The 16581-nt window shown below is 66.0% G+C and carries 18 protein-coding genes; 9 read left to right on the forward strand and 9 right to left on the reverse strand.

The genetic code is table 11. From position 1 onward, the window contains the following. Positions 1 to 14 precede the first annotated feature (14 nt). The 4 genes from ACTG4X_RS25875 (at position 15) to ACTG4X_RS25890 (ending at position 3204) form a co-directional block, all read left to right on the forward strand. On the forward strand, positions 15 to 461 hold the full coding sequence (locus tag ACTG4X_RS25875; protein ID WP_440532256.1) for an ester cyclase: 447 nt from the start codon (positions 15 to 17) through the stop codon (positions 459 to 461). Next, positions 458 to 1231 (forward strand): SDR family NAD(P)-dependent oxidoreductase, encoded by a 774-nt coding sequence (locus ACTG4X_RS25880; RefSeq protein ID WP_440532257.1) that lies wholly within the window; start codon positions 458 to 460, stop codon positions 1229 to 1231. Before ACTG4X_RS25875 ends, ACTG4X_RS25880 begins: the two co-directional genes overlap by 4 nt. Positions 1232 to 1245: 14 nt before the next feature. Next, the gene (locus ACTG4X_RS25885; protein ID WP_093080574.1) at positions 1246 to 2199 is read left to right on the forward strand and encodes a quinone oxidoreductase family protein; all 954 of its coding nucleotides are present in this window, start codon (positions 1246 to 1248) and stop codon (positions 2197 to 2199) included. A gap of 90 nt (positions 2200 to 2289) precedes the next feature. Continuing rightward, positions 2290 to 3204 carry a LysR family transcriptional regulator gene (locus ACTG4X_RS25890; RefSeq protein WP_440532258.1) on the forward strand — a complete coding sequence of 305 codons (915 nt, stop codon included), beginning with the start codon at positions 2290 to 2292 and terminating at the stop codon, positions 3202 to 3204. 16 nt (positions 3205 to 3220) lie between these two features. Here the strand turns inward: ACTG4X_RS25890 and ACTG4X_RS25895 are convergent, their stop codons facing one another. Next, positions 3221 to 4111: a LysR family transcriptional regulator gene (locus ACTG4X_RS25895; protein WP_440532259.1), complete on the reverse strand. Its 891-nt coding sequence runs from the start codon at positions 4109 to 4111 to the stop codon at positions 3221 to 3223. A 108-nt stretch (positions 4112 to 4219) separates the two neighbouring features. On the opposite strand from ACTG4X_RS25895, the gene ACTG4X_RS25900 reads away from it, so the two are divergent. Then, a complete protein-coding gene (locus ACTG4X_RS25900) occupies positions 4220 to 5290 on the forward strand; it encodes an alkene reductase (RefSeq protein WP_440532260.1) in 1071 nt (356 codons plus the stop codon). 26 nt (positions 5291 to 5316) lie between these two features. After that, positions 5317 to 5922, forward strand: coding sequence for an isochorismatase family protein (locus ACTG4X_RS25905; RefSeq protein ID WP_093058119.1), 606 nt, complete (start codon positions 5317 to 5319; stop codon positions 5920 to 5922). A gap of 4 nt (positions 5923 to 5926) precedes the next feature. Here the strand turns inward: ACTG4X_RS25905 and ACTG4X_RS25910 are convergent, their stop codons facing one another. From ACTG4X_RS25910 to ACTG4X_RS25920, 3 genes are read right to left on the reverse strand one after another with little or no spacing between them, the layout of a single operon-like run. Continuing rightward, a complete protein-coding gene (locus ACTG4X_RS25910; protein WP_093058118.1) occupies positions 5927 to 6148 on the reverse strand; it encodes an oxidoreductase-like domain-containing protein in 222 nt (73 codons plus the stop codon). Positions 6149 to 6161: 13 nt separating this feature from the next. Then, on the reverse strand, positions 6162 to 7514 hold the full coding sequence (locus ACTG4X_RS25915) for a sensor histidine kinase (protein ID WP_097198438.1): 1353 nt from the start codon (positions 7512 to 7514) through the stop codon (positions 6162 to 6164). A 1-nt stretch (position 7515) separates the two neighbouring features. Beyond that, the gene (locus tag ACTG4X_RS25920) at positions 7516 to 8199 is read right to left on the reverse strand and encodes a response regulator (protein ID WP_093058116.1); all 684 of its coding nucleotides are present in this window, start codon (positions 8197 to 8199) and stop codon (positions 7516 to 7518) included. Positions 8200 to 8320: 121 nt separating this feature from the next. Here ACTG4X_RS25920 and ACTG4X_RS25925 point away from each other — a divergent pair, with 121 nt between their 5' ends. Then, the gene (locus ACTG4X_RS25925) at positions 8321 to 9010 is read left to right on the forward strand and encodes a phosphatase PAP2 family protein (RefSeq protein WP_440532261.1); all 690 of its coding nucleotides are present in this window, start codon (positions 8321 to 8323) and stop codon (positions 9008 to 9010) included. A gap of 19 nt (positions 9011 to 9029) precedes the next feature. Here ACTG4X_RS25925 and ACTG4X_RS25930 read toward each other — a convergent pair whose 3' ends face one another. After that, a complete protein-coding gene (locus ACTG4X_RS25930; RefSeq protein WP_440532262.1) occupies positions 9030 to 10079 on the reverse strand; it encodes a threonine aldolase family protein in 1050 nt (349 codons plus the stop codon). Further along, positions 10076 to 11065 carry a Bug family tripartite tricarboxylate transporter substrate binding protein gene (locus ACTG4X_RS25935; RefSeq protein WP_440532263.1) on the reverse strand — a complete coding sequence of 330 codons (990 nt, stop codon included), beginning with the start codon at positions 11063 to 11065 and terminating at the stop codon, positions 10076 to 10078. Before ACTG4X_RS25935 ends, ACTG4X_RS25930 begins: the two co-directional genes overlap by 4 nt. Before the next feature lie 105 nt (positions 11066 to 11170). On the opposite strand from ACTG4X_RS25935, the gene ACTG4X_RS25940 reads away from it, so the two are divergent. Then, positions 11171 to 12055, forward strand: a complete 885-nt coding sequence (locus tag ACTG4X_RS25940; RefSeq protein WP_307616532.1) for a LysR family transcriptional regulator — start codon at positions 11171 to 11173, stop codon at positions 12053 to 12055. Positions 12056 to 12065: 10 nt separating this feature from the next. On the opposite strand, the gene lpxO is transcribed toward ACTG4X_RS25940, so the two are convergent. The 3 genes from lpxO to ACTG4X_RS25955 all read right to left on the reverse strand — a co-directional run bounded on the left by lpxO (position 12066) and on the right by ACTG4X_RS25955 (position 15163). Then, positions 12066 to 12962 carry a lipid A hydroxylase LpxO gene (gene lpxO, locus ACTG4X_RS25945; RefSeq protein WP_093058112.1) on the reverse strand — a complete coding sequence of 299 codons (897 nt, stop codon included), beginning with the start codon at positions 12960 to 12962 and terminating at the stop codon, positions 12066 to 12068. Between the two features lie 93 nt (positions 12963 to 13055). After that, a complete protein-coding gene (locus ACTG4X_RS25950) occupies positions 13056 to 14483 on the reverse strand; it encodes a sensor histidine kinase (RefSeq protein WP_440532264.1) in 1428 nt (475 codons plus the stop codon). After that, positions 14480 to 15163: a response regulator gene (locus tag ACTG4X_RS25955; protein WP_093058110.1), complete on the reverse strand. Its 684-nt coding sequence runs from the start codon at positions 15161 to 15163 to the stop codon at positions 14480 to 14482. Before ACTG4X_RS25955 ends, ACTG4X_RS25950 begins: the two co-directional genes overlap by 4 nt. Positions 15164 to 15407: 244 nt before the next feature. Here ACTG4X_RS25955 and ACTG4X_RS25960 point away from each other — a divergent pair, with 244 nt between their 5' ends. Next, positions 15408 to 16568 (forward strand): alpha/beta fold hydrolase, encoded by a 1161-nt coding sequence (locus ACTG4X_RS25960; RefSeq protein ID WP_093058109.1) that lies wholly within the window; start codon positions 15408 to 15410, stop codon positions 16566 to 16568. Positions 16569 to 16581: the final 13 nt, after the last annotated feature.

The following is a 16581-nucleotide window of genomic DNA, read 5'->3' on the forward strand; positions in this document are numbered from 1 at the left end:
CAAGGAGCAACACCATGAGCAATTTGAATGCAGGCGAGATGGCAAAGGCCGTCGTTCGCCGCAATACCGAAGAAGTGCAAGGGCGCGGCAACTGGGCCTTGTTCAACGAGCTTTTCTCGGACGACTTCCTCGACCACACACCACAGCCGAACTGCACGCCCGACAAGGCCGGTGCGCTGGGCCTGTATCGCATCCTGCGGGAGGCGTTCCCCGACTTTCACGCCGAAATCCATTGGCAACGCGCCGATGGCGATGTCGTCACCACCTACAAGACCTATCACGGCACGCAGCAGGGAACCTTCCTCGGCATTGCGCCGACCGGCCGCGCGATCCATTTCGAAACCGTGGACGCGATGCGCGTGCAGAACGGAAAGATCACGGAGCACTGGGGTGTTGCCAATCTCTTCTCCGTGCTTCAACAGCTGGATGCATGGCCCCGCGCCGCAGGAGACAAGTCATGAACACCAACATTCTTCAGGACAAGGTGGTCGTCGTGACCGGCGCTGCCAGCGGCATTGGCAAGGCTGTGGCCGTGCAGGCCGCGAAGCACGGAGCCAAGGCGGTGATCGTTTCGGACGTGACGCCAGAGCCCCGCGAAGGAGGCCGCACCACGATGGAGGAGATCGAGGAGCTGGGCGTGCCGGCGCGCTTTCATCGCGCAGACGTCAGCCAGCGGGCACAGGTCGACGATCTTCTGAAAGCAGCAGACGAGTTCAGCGGCGTCGATGTGATGGTCGCCAATGCGGGCATCACGCTGCGCGCCGACGGGTTCGACGTTGCAGAGGCGGACTACCGCCGGCTCATGGGCATCAACCTCGACGGAACGCTGTTCAGCGCGCAGGCGGCAGCCCGCAGCCTGAAGGCACGGGGCAAGGCCGGGAGCATCGTTCTCATGGCCAGCATGGGCGGCATCTCGGGCGCGGGCATGACGGTGGCTTACTCCACCAGCAAGGGCGGCGTGGTCCTGATGGCCAAGTCGCTGGCCGATGCATTGGGGCCGGATGGCATCCGTGTGAATGCAGTCGCCCCGGGAACCATCGACACGCACCTGCTGCGAACGAGCCCCGGCATTGCAGAGGCTGCAGAAGGCTTTCGCCTGCGCACGCCACTGCGGCGCCTTGGCAAACCTTCCGAGATCGGCGACGCCGTCGCGTGGTTGGGCTCGGACCTGTCGAGCTATGTGACGGGCACTGCGCTGCTCGTCGATGGCGGCCTGCTCGCCGTGATTTGACCCGAAAGAAAGACATGACCACCACCATCCGCTTCCATCAATACGGTTCTCCCGAAGTCCTCCAAGTCGAGGACGACAACGTCGGCATGCCGGGGCCCGGACAGGTTCGCCTGCGCCACGAGGCCATCGGCGTCAACTTCATCGACACGGCTTTTCGCCAGGGCGTGATGCCCGTCTCGCTGCCCTCGGTGCCTGGGGTCGAGGGCGCCGGCATCGTCGAGGCCATCGGGCCGGACGTCACAGACGTCAAGGTCGGCGATCGCATGGCTTACTTCCTCGCGCCGGGCAGCTACGCACAGGTGCGCCTGGTCGATGCAGCCGCGCTACTCAAGGTGCCTGACGATCTCTCTTCGGAACAGACCGTCACGGTGCTGACCAAGGGCCTGACTGCCTGGGCCGGGCTGAATGGCTTCCATCAGCTCAAGGCAGGAGAGAAGGTGTTGGTGCAAGGCGCTTCGAGCAGCGTGGGCACCATGATCTCGCGCTGGGCCAAGGCAAAAGGCGCCACCGTCATCGGAACGGTGGGCTCGCAGTCGAAGCGAGCAGCGCTCGAGGGCACCATCGATCACGTATTGCTCTCTGGCGACGCCGATCTTGCCGCACAGATCCGCAGCATCGCGCCCGAAGGCGTCGACGTGGTCTACGAGTTCGTCGGCAAGGCCACTTTTGCAGCATCGGCAGCGGCCGTGCGCGATGGCGGAACCATCGTCACCATCGGCGCGGCTTCCGGGGCGCCAGACATCGACCGGGCGGGCCTTGCCGCTCGCGGCGTTCGCATCGTGGGCGGGCCGATGGCGCAGCACGTGCAAGGTGCCGTGGCCCAGGCGACCGGCGAGGTGTTCGACGCGTACCGCAAGGGTGTCTTCGGCACGCTCGACGTGGCCCGCTATCCGCTCGTCGAAGCGGCGCGGGCGCACGAGGACATCGCGGCCCGGCGCAAGTCGGGGGCGATCATCCTCGTGCCTTGATCCTGTGAACGCATCGATCCTGGCAACCCGGCTGGACACCCAACGGGGAAGCAGATATTTTCCCGGGAGTTTCATCGATGGGAGCGATAGATGCTGGACGGCGTTTCAATGGATCAACTGCGCACCTTCATTGCGGCCGCCGATGAGGGCAGCTTCTCGGCCGCCGGGCGCAGGCTGCGCCGGGCCCAGTCGGTGGTGAGCCAGACGCTGGCCAACCTCGAAGGGCAGATCGATGTGCAGCTCTTCGACCGTAGCGGGCGCTATCCGAAGCTCACCGAGGAAGGCACCGCTCTGCTTGCGCAGGCCCGCTCCGTGGTCCACGGCATGGACGGCTTCAAGGCCACTGCGCGCACGATCTCCGAAGGGCTCGAACCCGAGTTGTCGGTGGTGGTCGACGTCATGTACCCCATGGACTCGCTGACGGTGGCGGTCGGTCTCTTTCGGGCCGCGTTTCCGCACACGCCGCTGCGCCTCTATGTCGAGGCACTGGGCGCCGTGGCGCAACCGGTGCTCCAGCGCGGCTGCAGGATCGGCATCATGGGGTCCATGCCCCTCGTTCCGGAGGAGCTCGATGCCGAGAAACTGCTCGACGTTCCGATGGTGACGGTGACTGCCTCCTCTCACCCGCTGGCCGCACAGAAACGCGTCATCGCGTCGCGGGAATTGGAGCAGCACGTTCAACTCGTCCTGACGGACCGCACCTCGCTGACCAGCGGCAAGACCTTCGGCGTGTTCACTTCATCGATATGGCGGCTCGCAGACCTGGGCGCAAAGCATGCGTTTCTTCGCGCGGGTTTTGGCTGGGGGCACATGCCGCTTGCCATGGTGCGCAGCGACATCGAGTCAGGGCTCCTGACCCGGTTGCAGCTGAAGGCCTTTCAACCCACCACACCGCCGATTGCCATGTTTGCCGTGTACCGCAAAGACCTGCCGCCAGGACCAGCCGGGCGATGGTTCCTGGAGCACCTGAAGGACACGGCGCCAACGGGAGATTCACCGAAGTAACGCGAGTGCCCCTTGCTCACTCGGCCCCGCGAGGCCGCTGCCCCAGATGCTCATGCAGGAACTCGACGAAGCGCTGAGTCTTTGCGGGCAGCAGGCGGGTTTCAGTGAGCGCATAGACGGAAGTCGGGGTGCCGTGCCACTGCGGCAACACCGGTCGCAGGCGACCTGCCGCGACATCTTCGGAAGCGATCTCCTGCGGAAGCAGGATCACGCCCAGGTCGAGGGTCGCCAGGCGCCGGAACATGCCGACGCTGTTCACCTGAAACCGTCCTCCCACCTCGACCTCGACGACCTCTCCTTCGCGCTGCAGCGTCCACTTGTTTGCCTTGGGAAGGCCCAGGCACTCGTGTCGCGCCAGATCGCTCGGGTGCATTGGCTCGCCGGACAGCTCGAGGTAGCGGGGCGAGGCATAAACCTGAACGGGTAGCCGCGCGAGCAACCGGGCGATCAGGTTCGAGTCCGCGAGTTCGCCCATGCGGATGGCCACGTCGAAAGGCTCGGTGACCAGGTCCACCCGCCTCGGCGTGAGATCGAACTCGAAGCTGATGCCGGGGTAGCGACGAGCGAACTCCGCGACCAGGGGTGCCATGTAGATGGTGGCGAAGTCCACCGGCAGCGACGCGCGCAGCACGCCGCTGGGCTGCGCCAGCATCTCGCCCAGTTGCTCGTGAGCGATGCGCGCTTCTTCGACGATGCGCCAGCAGCGCTCGAAGTAGAGCTGCCCCGCCTCCGTCAGCTCGACCTTGCGTGTCGTGCGATGCAAGAGCCGCAGGCCGATGGCTTTCTCCAGTCCGTTGATTCGCCTGGACAGCGTCGAACTCGGCACGCCCGAGGCATCGGCCGCGCGGCGAAAGCTCCTCGCGTGGGCGACCTCCACGAACAAGGCCATGTCGTTCAACAGTTCCATCTTGATTGCGCCATTTATGGATCAATGAAAGCCATTTTGACGTATTTATCTCTTCAGCAGATTAATCAAAGATGCGTCCATCGCACCGCACAACCCAAGGAATTCACCATGAGCCAGCTGTTCACCCCCGTTCGCATCGGCCGCTACATTGCGCCAAACCGCCTCGTCATGGCCCCGATGACCCGCTCCCGCGCCGACGGCGACGGCGTCCCGAGCGACCTGACGGTCGCCTACTACGCCCAGCGCGCCAGCGCCGGCCTGATCATTTCCGAAGGCGTGTTCCCGTCCGCAATGGGCAAGGGCTACGTGCACACGCCCGGCATCGAGACCGAGGCACAGGTCGCAGCCTGGAAGAAGGTGACCGAGGCCGTGCACGCCCGCGGCGGCCGCATCTTCATGCAGCTGATGCACACCGACCGGATCTCGCACCCCTCGCTGCTCGACGGCGCGACGCCCGTGGCGCCTTCGGCCATCAAGCCCGAGGGCCAGGCGTGGACGCCTGCCGGTCAGGTCGACTTCGTCACGCCCCGCGAGCTGAGCCTGCTCGAGATCGCCGACGTCATCGAAGACTATCGCCAGGCCACCCGCCGCGCGCTTGAGGCCGGCTTCGACGGTGTAGAGCTGCACGCAGCCTCCGGCTACCTGCCTGAGCAGTTCCTCTCTTCCGGCAGCAACCAGCGCCAGGACATCTACGGCGGTTCAGTCGAGGGCCGCGCCCGCTTTGCGCTGGATGTGCTGGATGCGATGGCCGCAGAGGCCGGCGCCGACCGCGTCGGCATCAAGATTTCGCCGGAGATGAACTACAACAGCATCACGGATGCTGCGCCTCAGGAGACCTACGCCTACCTGGTCGAACAACTGCGCGGCTGGGGTCTGGCCTATCTGCATGTCACCCTCTTCGGTGCGCAGTTCGACTACCACGCCCTCCTGCGCCCGCGCTTCGAAGGCGCATACCTGATCGGCGGCGGCCTCACCCAGGACAGCGCCGAAAGCGCACTGTACGAAGGCAAGGCCGACGCAACAGTGTTCGGCAGCGCTTTCCTTGCGAACCCCGACCTGCCGGAGCGCTTCCGCGTGGGCGCCGCGCTCAACGCAGCCGACCGCAGCACCTTCTTCGCACCGCCGACCGCCAAGGGATACATCGACTATCCGGCGCTGGCTGCGGCCGAGGCTGCCTGAGGCAGAAGCCGAACTGGAGCTACACCATGAAGATCGAACGATTCACCGCCGACAACACCGCCTTGCTGCTGATAGACCATCAGGTCGGCACGATGCAACTGATCAAGAACATCGACAGCGAACTCGCGGCCAAGCAGTCGATTGCGCTGGCCAAGATGGCAAAGATCCTCAACATCCCGACCGTGATCACGTCCAGCCAGGAAGACCACGCCCAGGGCCCGATCCTTCCGAAGATCGCCGAGATCCTGCCCGAAGCGCACGCTGCACGCATCAAGCGCCCTGGCGTGGTCAATGCCTGGGCCTATCCCGACTTCCGCAACGCAGTGCTCGCAACCGGGCGCAAGCAGCTGATCATGGCGGGCGTCACCACCGACGTTTGCCTGATCTTCCCGGCCATCGACGCCGCAGTCGAAGGCTTTGCCGTGCAGGCCGTGATGGATGCATCGGGCTCGCCCAGCGATCTGTCCGAAGAGTTTTCCCGCCAGCGCATGCACGACGCGGGCGTGGTGCTCACCGCCACCAACACGCTGATGGCGGAAATCGCGCAAGACTGGTCCACGCCCGCCGGGCAGCAGCTGATCGGCTTGTTGTTCAGCGATGTGTTTCCGGCCCTTGGTGCCGGCATCGTTTGAGCCATCAACCGAGCAGCAGCGAAGCCTCGTCGCGCCAGTAGGCTACTGCAGCGAGCCAGCCTTCCCACACGCAGCCGTTGCAGCCGCGACCGCAGCAGGTTGTGGGCTCGGGCGGCGGTGCGCGCATCGCAAGCCCTGCGGCATCGAGCAATGCCTGCACGCGCGCGATGAGCGCTTGCGCGCCGGCAAGGTTCGTGGGTTCGGGCAGCCGGTCGATGGCGTTCATGGCGGGCAGATCTTCATGCGTCGAGGTTCAGCTCCAGCCGCATCTTCGCCCCGCCCGACTCGCTCGACCCGATCGTGAGTTGCCCGCCGTGCAGGCGCGCAACCTCGGCCACGAGATGCAGCCCGAGCCCCGCGCCGCGCCCGCGCGGCACGAGCCTGTGAAACGGCGCCACCACGCGCTCGCGGTCCGCTGCCGGAATGCCGGGTCCGGAGTCGAGCACCTCGAAGCCCGATGGCTCCCACAGCCGCACCTGGATGTCGCAGCCCTGCCCTCCATGCTCGATGGCGTTCTGGATCAGGTTGCTCAGCGCGCGTTCGAGCGAGGGCGCATCGCCGCGCACCCACAACGGTTGCGGCGCATCGACCGACAGCGTGCAACGATTCATGATCGCCAGCGGCGCGATGTCGCCCGCCACGCGCTCGCACAGCGCCTTCAGGTCGACCTGCTGCTGGTCGTGCACCGCGACGTGGTCCAGCCGCTGGAGGTCGAGCAGTTGCTCGGCCAGCGTGGCGAGCCGCGCCGAGGCTTGCATCAGCTTCACCTTGAGCGGGCCGTCCTGCAGTCCTTCGAGATGGATCTGCAGCGTGGTGATCGGCGTGCGCAGCTCGTGTGCGGCGTCAGCGAGGAAGCGCTCCTGCCGGTCGTAGCCTTCGTTGAGCCGGTCGAAGGCACGGTTCACGGCGTTGACCAGCGGGCGGATTTCGCTGGCCACGTTGGCCAGCGGCAAGCGCGTGGTGCGCTCGTGCACGTCGATGCTCTCGGCATGCTCGGCCGTAGCCACCACGCCCTTGAGGCCGCGCTTCACCACGAAGGGCGTGGCCAGGATCACGCCGAGGCAGGTCACCAGCGCCATCGGCGCCACCAGAAAGAGAAAGGCGATGCCCGTGCCCTTGAGCGTGTTCCTCACCGTCAGCGGGCCGCCGGTCTGCACCATCACGGCCACCAGGCCCGCACGCGTTTCCGCGCGCTCGAAGCGGGCCTTGGGCCGGGTGTTGTCGTCCTCGGGGTTGAGGGCCATGCGCTCCATGTCGCCGAGCGCGTTGAAAAGCGCGGAATAGGCAGGCGGCACGTCGCCGCTGCGCACTTCCGAGCCGTGGGCATCGCGCGCGATGAACCAGAACGGCGGATCGGCCTTCTGCAGGCGCTGCACTTCCGCCGTCGGCTCGACCACCAGTTGCCCATCGGGGCCGCGCGCCAGCGCGCGCTGGATCACGGTGACGGTCTCCTGCCCGGTCTCGTCGACCACGCGGCCCAGCACCCAGGCCAGCCCGAGAAAGCCGCCCATCACCAGCGAGCCGACCACCACCTGCAACAGGATCAGGCTCCAGATCAGCCGCCAGCGCAGCGAGAGCAGGCTCAGTGTCATGTCATGCCGCCATGCGGGCGGCGCAGATCAGGTAGCCGACACCGCGAATTGCATGGATCTCCACCTGCGCACCGGCCTTGTCGAGCTTGGAGCGCAGCCGCGACACATGCGTGTCGAGCGCGTTCGACTGGATCTCGTCCTTGTGCCCGTACACACGGTCTTGCATGGCCTCGCGCAGCACGGTGCGACCACGGTGTTCGAGCAGTGCCTCGAGCACCAGCAGCTCGCGTCGCGGCAGCGTGAGGCAAAGATCGCCCACATGGGCCTGCCGCGTGTGATGGTCGAAGCGCAGCTGCCCAAGCGTCATGACGAGGTTCGCGCGCACTGCTGGGCGTCGCGCCAGTGCGCGCACGCGCGCCATCAGTTCGTCCATCGAGAAGGGCTTGGCGAGATAGTCGTCCGCACCGCCGTCGAGGCTCAGCACGCGCTCGGCCACGTCGGTCATGGCCGTGAGCACCAGCACCGCGGTGGCGATGTGGTTCTGCCGCAGGAAGGCCACGAGCGAAAGGCCATCGCCATCGGGCAGGCCACGGTCGAGCACGATCACGTCGTGCTGCGCCGACAACGCTGCCTCCTCGGCCTCGCGCAGCGAACTCGCCACGTCAACCACCGCCTGGTTCTGCCGCAGCGCCGAGGCCAGGGCTTGCGCCAGGTCGACTTCGTCTTCGACGAGCAGGATTCTCATGAGGGGTGCAGCAAGGGCTGTGTGCAAAAAAGAAGCGGGCCATTCTAGGAGAGGCCTCATTGCAGCTCATTGCAGAAAGCGCAATGTTCACGCAATGCAGCTGCATAAGCTGGAGCACTGCATGACCTCCCGCCCGGCGACTTCCTCCCCCCATCCTTTCGTACCCTGGTACGTGGCATTGGGCCAGCGGATCGCCACGCTCTGGGTGGTGAAGATGATCGGCACCACGGTCGGCATCTCGGGCTTCTTCGTCGTGTACTTCTGGGTGATGCACAACCCACCATCGGAGCCGATGGTGATGCCGCTCACGCGGCTCGACCACTGGGTGGACGTGAGCGACGACGCGATGGTGCTCTACGGCTCGCTGTGGTTCTACATCTCGCTGGCGCCGGCCTTCGCGAAGGACAAGGCAGAGCTCTGGGCCTGTGCGCGCGACGCCGCCATCATGGCCGCCGTCGGCCTCGTGGTGTTCTGGCTCTTTCCTACGACGGTGCCGGTGTTTGCGGTCGACTGGGCGCAGTACCCGGCTCTGCAGTTTCTCAAGGCCACCGACGTGGGTGGCAATGCGTTTCCATCGCTGCACGTCGCGTTCGCGGTGCTCACGGCCGTGCTGCTGGAGCGCCAGCTGCGCAGCGTGCAAGCGCCCACATGGCTGCGCGTACTGAACCTGCTGTGGGCCTTCGGCATCGTCTACTCGACGTTGGCAACGCGACAGCACGTGCTGCTCGACGTGCTCGGCGGCACGCTGCTCGCGGCCGCCGTGAGCTGGGCCGGTACCACACGCGACTGGCTGGTGTGGACCGAGGCCTGAGCCCCAGCACACCAGACAGTCAAGCAGCAGCGCTCGCGGCGACGGCCCTGAAAACCTCCAGCGCCAGATCGATCTCGCGCTCGCCCGTATGACGATGGGTGACGCAGCGCAGCTTGTGCCTGCCCCAAGTCCGGGCCAGCACGCCCAGCTTGCGCAGCGCGGCTTCCCACTGAGCCGCGTCGAGCCCGGTGGCGCTCACGTCGACCTGCACGATATTGGTCTGCGGCTCGTTGGCGGAAAGCCCACGGAGCTGGCCGATTCTGTGAGCGAGGCGGCGCGCGACCGCATGATCGTCCGCAAGCCGGCCCACCATGGTGGTGATGGCAACCAGCCCCGCGGCCGCGGCGATCCCGACCTGGCGCTGGCTGCCCCCGAGCAGCTTTCTGTGCCACCTGGCACGCTGAATGGTGTCCGCCGGCCCGGCAAGCACGGCCCCCATGGGCGCGCTCAGGCCCTTGGACAGGCACAGCGAAACGGTATCGGCAAAGGCCGTGATCTCCGCAGCTGGCACGCCCAGTGCCACTGCCGCGTTCATCAAACGTGCGCCGTCCAGGTGGACCGCAGCGCCCGCATCCCTGGCCACTGCAAACACCGCCTGCATGTGGGTGAGCGGCAGCACCGCCCCGCCGGCGTTGTTGTGGGAAGTTTCCAGACAGACGAGCCCGGTGCGCAGCTTGTTGCGGCCCGGCCCCAAGGCCTGCGCGAGCAAGCCCAGGTCCATGGCGCCGTCGACGCCGGCAATGCCCTGATAGAACGACCCGGTCAGCGCGGCCGCGCCGCGCTCGGTCACGTAGATGTGCGATGCCGCTTCGGCAAGCACGACTTCCTGCCGCCCGGCCTGGGCGAGGATGGCAAGGAGGTTGGCCATCGTTGCGCTCGGGACATACAGCGCGGCCTCCTTGCCCAGCAGTCGGGCGGCCTCGGCCTCCAGCTCCAGCGCGGTCGGGTCACCGTCGAGCCCGTCGTCGCCGAGAGGAGCAGAGGCGATGCGGTCATACATCTGCTCTGTGGGCAGCGTCACCGTGTCGCTGCGAAGGTCCACCGGCGGATACATGCTGTCTGGGGTCATTCGGCAGTTGCGCCGGTCGCCTTCACGACCTCCGCCCATTTTTTTCTCTCGCTGTTCAGGAATGTATTGAACGCTTCCGGCGTTCCGGTCCGCACGTAGATGCCGCGCGCGGCGAGGTTGGCCCGGACATCCGCCGAATCGAGCACCCGGTTGATCTCCGTGTTCATGGTCCGGACGATGTTCTCCGGCGTCTTCGCGGGCACCACCACGCCGTAGAGCGTGTAGTACTCGAAGCCCTTGAAGCCGCTCTCGATGAAGGTGGGAACGTCAGGCAGCGATGGATCCCGCGCTCCCGAAGTCACGGCGAGCGCCCGCAGCTTGTGGTCCTTGATGAGCGGCAGCGCCGAAACGAGGGAAGAGATGTAGAAGTCGACCTGCCCGCCCAGCATGTCCGTCATGGCCGGGCCACCGCCCTTGTAAGGCACATGCAAAACGTTGGCTCCCGCCGTCACGCGCAGGTTCTCGGCCACCAGATGCCCGACGGTTCCGTTGCCGGACGATGCGTACGCAAGTTGCTTCTTCTTCGAGCCCGCCAGCAGCGAAGCAAGGCTGTCGTACGGACTGGAGGCATTCACCACCAGCACCGACACGCCCGTGCCGACCAGCGCAACCGGCGCGAGGTCCTTCGAGGGATCGAAGCTGAGCTTCTTGTAGAGAAACTGGTTGACCGTAAGGTTGCTGGTTTCGCCCAGCACGGCGGTGTAGCCGTCGGGCGGCGACTTCGCGCCGAACTCCAGGCCGATGTTGTTGCCGGCACCGGGCTTGGTGTCGACGACGACCTGCCACTTGGCCTGCTCGCCCAGTTTGGCCGCAAGCAGGCGGCAGACGGCATCCGTGCCCCCACCCGGGGGACTCGGCGAGACCAGGTGAATGGGACGCTCGGGCACCCACGCCGCGGCGGTCGCATGAGCTGCGGCGAGCGCGAGCCCCAAGGTGCATGCCAGGCTCCTGGCGCGCGCGAGACGATGGCGTCGGATGTCGTTCATGAGCGGGTGGTTCCGATCGGGCAGGTTGAATGAATTCAGCGAATCCTAGGCCCGCCATAAAATGAGTAAAGCGAGATATACAAATATCAACTGTGAGGATTTCTCATGAATCTCACGATGCTGGTCACCCTGCGCACCATCCTCGAACAGGGCAGCTTCACCGCCGCGGCCGGCGTCGTGGGCTGCAGCCCGAGCGCGGTGAGCCTGCAGGTCAAGCAGCTGGAGCAGTATTTCGGCAAGCCGCTGTTCGACCGCTCCACCCGCGTGGTGGCGCCAACGGCCTTTGCCCATGAGGTAGTGAGCGCGGTGGGCGACTTCTCCCACCGGCTGCAGATGCTTCGCTCCCGCCCGGTGGTGGAAGTGGCGGGCCGCATCAGGGTCGGCGTGATCACCAGCATGCAGAGCGACGTGCTGCCGCAGGCGCTGCATGAGCTTCGCCGGAAGCATCCGTCGCTGGATGTGGTGGTTCCCCCGCTGAACGACAGCGACGAAATGATCTCGGAGCTCAAGGCGGCGCGGCTCGACGTCGCGTTGCTCGTCAGGCCGGAAGCCGGCGGCTCGCGCCGGCTGGTCTGGCGGGAGCTGCACCGCCAGCCCTACGTGTTGCTGGCGCCGCCGAATGCCTCCGGTAAAACCGTCAGGCAACTGCTGGAAGCCTACGACTGGATCGGCTACGACCTGTCTCTTTCGGGAGGGCGCGTCGCCGCGCGATACGTGCGCAGCCTGAAACCCGATGCGCGCTGTGTGATGGAGCTGCGCTCGATGGACGCCATCGTTGCAATGGTCGCCCAGGGCCTGGGGGTTTCCGTCGTCCCGCAGCCCAGGCGTCCGCTGGTCGATGCCTATGCGGTGCGCGAAGTGGGCCTGGGAAGTCGTGCTCCGTTTCGCAAGCTCTCGCTGGTCTGGCGAAACTCGGACGAAGGCAGCCGCAATGTCGAGGCGGTTGCAGAGGCCTTCGCAACCGCCTTCGGCCTTCAGCGAAAGCCGTGAAAAGCCGGCATTACCAGAAGATCCAGAGGGCCAAGCCACCGAAGATGGCCCACTTCACGAGGTAGTACACGCGCTTGTCCCAAGCCTTCAGGCGCTTGCCGATCACGCGGATCTGGTAGATGTACTTGAAGGCGCGGTTGATGCCGCCCGTCTTGTCGCCCGCGTCGTTGGGCGAGCTGGCGGCGGCCAGCAGGTTCTTCGCGAACCAGCGGTTCACGGCGCTGGCCCAGCGGTACTTCAGCGGGCGCTCGATGTCGCAGAACAGGATCACGCGGTCGTGGTCGGTCGTGTTCTCGGCGTAGTGGATGAAGGTTTCGTCGAACACCACGGCTTCGCCGTCGCGCCAGTGATAGCGCTGGCCGTCCACGTCGATGTAGCAGCCTTCGACACCCGGCGTCCACAGGCCCAGGTGGTAGCGCAACGAACCGGCGAAGGGGTCGCGGTGGCGCACGAGGCGGCTGCCCGGTGGCAGCTCGGCGAACATCGCGGCCTTGATGGTGCCGATGCCCTTGAGCAGCTCTGTGGTGCGCGGGCACAGCACCGCGGCCGAGGGATGCGCCTCGTCGTACCACTTCAGGTAGAAGCGCTTCCAGCCGCTCTTGAAGAAGGAGTTGAAGCCCACGTCGTTGAACTGGCTCGACGCCTTGATGCTGCCGCCATTGCGCATGGCCAGCGCTTCTTCGCGGATGACTTCCCAGTTTTCTTCGAGCACGCGCATCTCGGGGAACTGCGCGGGCGACAGGTACGGCGTACCCGGCACCTTCGAGAAAAGGTACATGAAGACGTTCAGCGGGGCCAGGAAGGTCGAGTGATCAGAGAGCTGTCTGAAGAAGCGATGCCGCACCTGGCCGCGGAAATGAACGTAGAGCGCACTGAGCGCGAAGATGGCAAGAATGACCCACTTCATTTGGAAAGTGTCCTGTAAACAGCACCGGGTAGTGTAATTCTTTGCACCAAATTGGCCCTGCCCTGGTCCTTTGGCCGTGCGCCGGGCGAGGTTTCAGCTGCAGAGCATTGGCTGCGGCGTATCGGCCATGGCCAGCGGCAGCCGCACGGTGGCCAGCAGGCCGCCGTTCGCGGTTTCACCAAGCGCGACCTCGCCGCCGTGCCGGTCGACCACCGATTTGACGATGGCCAGCCCCAGCCCGCTGCCGCTCTGGTTCTGGTCGGGGTTGCGGAAGAAACGGTCGAACACCCGCTCGCGCAAGGCAGGCGGAATGCCGGGGCCCTGGTCCGCCACCGTCAGCAGCGCCTGCGTGCCTTCGCGCGCCACGTGCACGACCACCGTACTCCCCGGCGGGCTGTACTTGATGGCGTTGTTGATGAGGTTGTCGATCATCGAGACCAGGCTTTCGCGCTCGCCGAGCACCGGCACGCGGTCTTCGCTCACCAGTTCCAGCTCGACGTTGCGGGCGCTGGCCAGCCCTTCGATCATGGCCAGCCGGTCTTGCACCAGCGCGTCGAGCGACAGCATCACGGGTAGCGCGTTGTCCGAAACCGCGTCGCTGCGCATGAGCTGCAGCAGCTGCCCCACCAGCCGCGCCGCGCGGTCGTTGCTGCGCAGCAGATTGCCCATGAGCTCGCGCTGCTGTTCGTCGGTGCTCTGCTCTTTCAGCGCCTCCACATTCACTCGCATGGCCGCCAGCGGGGTGCGCAGCTCGTGCGCGGCATCGGCGATCAGGCTGCGCTCGCGCGAAGTGCTGTCGCGCACCCGCTGCAGCAGGCTGTTGATGCTCTGCACCAGCGGCTGCAGTTCCTTGTGCGGCGGCGCGTACGACAGCGGCGTGAGGTCGGCCGGCCCGCGCTCTGCGGTTTCCTGGCTCACCCGGCGCCACGGCCGCAGCGCAAGGCGCACCGACAGCCACGCGGGAAACACCAGAAAAGGCAAGCTGATGACCAGCGGCAGCAGGTAGTAGCCGCGGTACATCACGGTGACCGTCAACCGCCAGACGCTGGGCTCGGCCAGCATCACGCGAACGTCCGAGGTGGGCGAGGCCAGCGTGCGCGCGCGCCACTCGCGGTTGCCCGCCTTCACGGTCTCGACGCGGTTCGGCACGGTATTCAGAATGACAGGCACGGCCGCCGTCGAGCGATAGATCAATTTGTCGCCCTGCCAGACCTGCAGCACCGGCGAGGTGTCCGAAGCGGCGTCGCCGTCGCCCATGGTTTCGAGCAGCGCAGCCTCGAAGGCGGCCAGGGTTTCCTGTTGCTTGTCGGGCTGGTCGGCCGTGTTCTTCGCGATTGCAATCACCGACTGGAAGATCTTGTCGAACTTCAGCAGCTCGGGGTCGTCGTAGGAGTCGTACAGCAGCAGCGCGATGGCCATGGTCCACAGCAAGGCGACCACGCCCATCTGCGCCAGCAGCAGGCGCCGCATCAGGGAAGGTTGTTTCCAGTTCTTCCAGCGCTGCGCCAGCGCCTGCATCATTTTTGCGTGCTCCGCACGAGCGACTGCACGTCGATCACGTAGCCGATGCCGCGCACCGTGCGGATGTAGCCCTGGCCGATCTTCTTGCGCAGGTTGGAGATGTGCACTTCGAGCGAATTGCTGCCGTTGGCCTGGCCACCGGGCAGCACCTGCTCTTCCATCACGCGGCGCGTGACCACGCGGCCGGTGCGCTTGAGCAGCAAGGCCAGCAGGTCGAACTCGCAGCGCGAAAGCTCCACCGGCTCGCCATCGACGATCACGCCGCGCGTGGGCTCGTGCAGCGCCAGGCCGCGCATGCGGATGGTCTCGTCGTTGAAGCCGTAGCTGCGCCGCGCGAGCGCCCGCACGCGCGACAGCAGCTCGGCCAGCGCGAAGGGCTTGACGAGATAGTCGTCCGCGCCGTCGTCCAGGCTGCGCAGCCGGTCGGTCAGCGCGTCGCGAGCGCTCAGCACCAGCACCGGCAATATCTGCCGGTCGCGGCGCAGGCGGAACAGCAGGTCGAGCCCATCGCCGTCGGGCAGGCCGAGGTCGAGCAGCACCATGTCGAAGGTGCCGCCGTCGAGGGTGCGCAAGGCGTCGTCGAGTCTGCGGACCCACACCACATCCATGCCTTGATTGGCCAGCGCGATGCGCACGCCGTTGCCCAGGTCAAGGTCGTCCTCAACAAGCAAGAGATTCATGAGCCTCCACGTGAACGAACCACTCCGTTTCCGGAATGTGGCCGGAGTATCAGCGACACGCCGGTGAAGCACTTCAGGAAATCTTCATGAATGCCGAAGCAGCCCTTCAGGTGGGGCCCGGACACTGGAGCGACTCCTCACCACACAGAAACGGAACACCGACGTGAATCGATCGCCCACCCTCCTGGCCCCTCGCGACCAGCCGGATCGCAACCGCCTCCGGCGGCGGGACATCCTCCATGCCATGGCACTGACCAGTGCTGCAGGGCTCGCCGCCTGCGGTGGTGGCGGCGGCCGCGGCGGCGTTGGCATCGGGCCCGGCATTGGCACGGATGCCAGTCCTGCTGCTCCCGCCGCTGCCGGCCCAGGTGCCAACCCGGATGCCCCCCCGAACACCAACCCGGGTGTTGGCGATGGAAGCCCAAGGAACGACAGTGGCGAAGGCAAAGTCTCCGTCATCGACCGCCGTATCAAGGTCTCGAGCTCGCCCGAAGTCTCGCTGCAGGTGCGCGACTGGCAGCCGCCCCGCAGCACCGGCCCGGTCTTTGTATTTCTGCCCGGGCTTGGCGCCAACGCGCGCAGCTTCGACGGCCTCGCACCCGCACTGGCCGCCAAGTCGCGCGTGATCGCGATCAGCCGCCGCGGCTACGGCCTCTCGGACAAGCCGCTGCCCGTGAAGACCGCCACGCAGTACTACGAGGTGGACACGCTCGTGGCCGACCTGAAGGCCGTGCTTGACGCCCTCGGCGTACGGCGCGCGGTGCTGGGCGGCCATTCGATCGCAGGCAACGAGCTCACGCGCTTCGCGGGCCTGTATCCCGAACGGACGCAGGGCCTGATCTATCTCGACACGACCTTCGATTACACGGTGGGCGCAGACAGTGGCGGCGAGGACGTACCGACGAACTCACTGCTCGAAGAACCCAAACCGAAGCCGGAGAACGGCCGCTCGCTGCAGGCTGCCATCGCCTTCTCCCGCCGCAATTCGAAGAACTGGTGGCCTGTGCTGGAAGCGAACCTGCGCGACAGCCTCGACATCCATGCCGACGGAAGCGTGAGTCTCAACACACCCAGCGAAGTGAATGACGCCATGGAAACAGCCGCCCACTCGTTCTCGCCCGACTACAAGGCCGTGCGCGCACCTTCGCTGGTCGTGACCGCCCTGCCTGCGGACACCCGCGACATGTTCCCGTGGCTGGAACTGCCGCTCGATGCCAAGACGCAGAAAGATGCCTCGGACTACGTGCGCATGATCCGTAGCGCGGCCATCACGAATTCGAACCAGCTCGTGGCGGCGCTCAACACCCCGAACCGGCTGACCCTCGACAACAGCAACCACACCGACTTCTTCATGGAGCGCGAGGCCGATGTGCTGCGTGCCATCCAGTTCATGACATGGGCTTGAGCCATGCCGATGC

This window comes from Variovorax sp. YR566 (genome assembly GCF_051992195.1).
In the GTDB taxonomy this organism is placed as follows: Bacteria; Pseudomonadota; Gammaproteobacteria; order Burkholderiales; family Burkholderiaceae_C; genus Variovorax.

Excerpts from the sequence above, each read along its gene's own strand:
- lpxO (WP_093058112.1), bottom strand. The coding sequence starts at position 12,962 with ATGAAGTGGGTCATTCTTGCCATCTTCGCGCTCAGTGCGCTCTACGTT.
- ACTG4X_RS25930 (WP_440532262.1), bottom strand. The coding sequence starts at position 10,079 with ATGACCCCAGACAGCATGTATCCGCCGGTGGACCTTCGCAGCGACACG.
- ACTG4X_RS25885 (WP_093080574.1), top strand. The coding sequence starts at position 1,246 with ATGACCACCACCATCCGCTTCCATCAATACGGTTCTCCCGAAGTCCTC.
- ACTG4X_RS25920 (WP_093058116.1), bottom strand. The coding sequence starts at position 8,199 with ATGAGAATCCTGCTCGTCGAAGACGAAGTCGACCTGGCGCAAGCCCTG.
- ACTG4X_RS25935 (WP_440532263.1), bottom strand. The coding sequence starts at position 11,065 with ATGAACGACATCCGACGCCATCGTCTCGCGCGCGCCAGGAGCCTGGCA.
- ACTG4X_RS25955 (WP_093058110.1), bottom strand. The coding sequence starts at position 15,163 with ATGAATCTCTTGCTTGTTGAGGACGACCTTGACCTGGGCAACGGCGTG.
- ACTG4X_RS25875 (WP_440532256.1), top strand. The coding sequence starts at position 15 with ATGAGCAATTTGAATGCAGGCGAGATGGCAAAGGCCGTCGTTCGCCGC.
- ACTG4X_RS25910 (WP_093058118.1), bottom strand. The coding sequence starts at position 6,148 with ATGAACGCCATCGACCGGCTGCCCGAACCCACGAACCTTGCCGGCGCG.
- ACTG4X_RS25900 (WP_440532260.1), top strand. The coding sequence starts at position 4,220 with ATGAGCCAGCTGTTCACCCCCGTTCGCATCGGCCGCTACATTGCGCCA.
- ACTG4X_RS25915 (WP_097198438.1), bottom strand. The coding sequence starts at position 7,514 with ATGACACTGAGCCTGCTCTCGCTGCGCTGGCGGCTGATCTGGAGCCTG.
- ACTG4X_RS25925 (WP_440532261.1), top strand. The coding sequence starts at position 8,321 with ATGACCTCCCGCCCGGCGACTTCCTCCCCCCATCCTTTCGTACCCTGG.
- ACTG4X_RS25880 (WP_440532257.1), top strand. The coding sequence starts at position 458 with ATGAACACCAACATTCTTCAGGACAAGGTGGTCGTCGTGACCGGCGCT.
- ACTG4X_RS25960 (WP_093058109.1), top strand. The coding sequence starts at position 15,408 with ATGGCACTGACCAGTGCTGCAGGGCTCGCCGCCTGCGGTGGTGGCGGC.
- ACTG4X_RS25890 (WP_440532258.1), top strand. The coding sequence starts at position 2,290 with ATGCTGGACGGCGTTTCAATGGATCAACTGCGCACCTTCATTGCGGCC.
- ACTG4X_RS25940 (WP_307616532.1), top strand. The coding sequence starts at position 11,171 with ATGAATCTCACGATGCTGGTCACCCTGCGCACCATCCTCGAACAGGGC.
- ACTG4X_RS25950 (WP_440532264.1), bottom strand. The coding sequence starts at position 14,483 with ATGATGCAGGCGCTGGCGCAGCGCTGGAAGAACTGGAAACAACCTTCC.
- ACTG4X_RS25895 (WP_440532259.1), bottom strand. The coding sequence starts at position 4,111 with ATGGAACTGTTGAACGACATGGCCTTGTTCGTGGAGGTCGCCCACGCG.
- ACTG4X_RS25905 (WP_093058119.1), top strand. The coding sequence starts at position 5,317 with ATGAAGATCGAACGATTCACCGCCGACAACACCGCCTTGCTGCTGATA.